This is a genomic window from Arthrobacter sp. 3Tela_A, assembly GCF_049311025.1.
Lineage (GTDB): Bacteria > Actinomycetota > Actinomycetes > Actinomycetales > Micrococcaceae > Arthrobacter_B.
On sequence record NZ_JAXIOM010000115.1, the window covers coordinates 1 to 1,529 of the forward strand.

Sequence of the window (1,529 nt, forward strand, 5' to 3'; positions counted from 1 at the left end):
GCCCGGGACTGAACCCGGGCGGCGCCGTCGTGCTTGGTGGGCGTTAGGAACGGCGGCGGGGCGGCCAGGGCTGCAGCAGGCCGGTGACCCAGGGAAGCACCCAGTAGGCCATGATCGGGGTGAGGATCGCCGTCGTAATCAGCACGCGCAGCGGCATCGCCAGGGCGTCCCAATCCGGAAAGCCCAGTCCCACCAGCCAGGTGAAGGCAAGGTTGACGGGGAAGAAGCCCAGCCAAATGGCCACGGCCTGCTTCCAGCGCGGAGGTTTGGCCGGAGTCTGAAGATCGGTGTTCGACGACGGCGCGTCGAACCAGCCTTCAATGCCGGTGCGGCGGGTGACGGTGCGGTCTTCAACCATGTCCCGGCCGCGTTCCAGCCATTCCCGGCGAGGTTCGGAGTGCTCCCAGGCATCGAGGGAGGATGAGTCGGCGAAGCGGTAGAGCATGTGCCATTCATCGGAGGTGGCGGAGGCGCGGACCCATCCGGAGCCGAGGAACCCGGGCCAGGTATTGGCGAGGTTGACGCCCTCCTGGACCCAGTGGGTGGCCTCAGGCACGCGGCGGGGATCGACCCGCCGGGTGATGGAGACCGTCACCGCCTCCGGCCCGCGGGCCGGAAGGGTGTCAGTGTGCGTTGATGTCATGCCTCCAAGTATCCGGGCGCAAGTCCGCGCGCGGCGAATCCTGGAAGGGTGCTCCCCGCCACGTGCCGCCCCATCCTTCACCGAGATAGCAGAAACTGCTCGTTTCAGGCCTGAAACGAGCAGTTTCTGTCATCTCGATGGGTTAGGACCGGTCGATCCACCCCACAGGAATCCCCAGCTTCCGCGCTGTGCGGGGCGTATCGGTTTCCCGGCTGCCCAGGACCGCGAGCGCCGTGACTTTCAGGACAGGACTGAGTGCCTCCACCCAGGCTTTGGTGTCCTCATGCTTGCGGCTCACATCCACCACCAGCCACAGCTGGTCCGCTTCCAGCGCCAGCAGCTCAGCCGCATGGGATTCCGCAGTCCGGTATGTCCCCAGCCCGTAAGCGAGCATCGCCGGCTGGCCGGACAGGACGCCCCGGGCACGCATGCTCAGCACACCTGCCGCTCCCTGCACCCGCGGCTCAGTTGCAGTTTCACCGCCGTAGCCCACCAATGCACCGGAAGGAAGGCCCGCAGCGATCCGGGCGGCGGCGTCGGCGGCGCTTCCGCCCACCCCGGCCAGCACCACCAGGTCGCCGGCTTGGACGAGCATGGGCGGCGCGGCGGGTTCGCTGCCGTCGCGGACGTCTGCCGCCGCCGTGAGCGAGTCAAGGATGGAAGCGAAAGCCTCGCTGGAGGTGGACACGGCGGGCAGCGGCACCTTCACCGGCTGCGTCGCGTCCGCTTCGGGACCTGCCGGCCCGTCGGCGAGCAGGGATTCAAGCACCTGGCGGCGCTCGGCCGAGAGCGGGGACAGGCCGGTTCCCGGTCCGGGCCCGGGAACCTCTACGACGGCCTGGAAGACGGTTGATACCAGCACCCCCCCCCCCCCCCCCCCCTCCCC

2 protein-coding genes are annotated in these 1,529 nt (G+C 69.0%); both read right to left on the minus strand.

Annotation, left to right across the window (positions count from 1 at the left end; genetic code table 11):
- Nucleotides 1–43: 43 nt before the first annotated feature.
- On the minus strand, nucleotides 44–643 hold the full coding sequence (locus TVC13_RS18005; protein ID WP_422402495.1) for an antibiotic biosynthesis monooxygenase: 600 nt from the start codon (nucleotides 641–643) through the stop codon (nucleotides 44–46).
- A gap of 142 nt (nucleotides 644–785) precedes the next feature.
- Nucleotides 786–1,529: hypothetical protein (locus TVC13_RS18010; RefSeq protein WP_422402496.1), on the minus strand; the 744-nt coding region annotated here is incomplete at its 5' end.

Bases quoted from the DNA above. Each gene is read 5' to 3' on its own strand.
- TVC13_RS18005 (WP_422402495.1), bottom strand. From the start codon at position 643: ATGACATCAACGCACACTGACACCCTTCCGGCCCGCGGGCCGGAGGCG.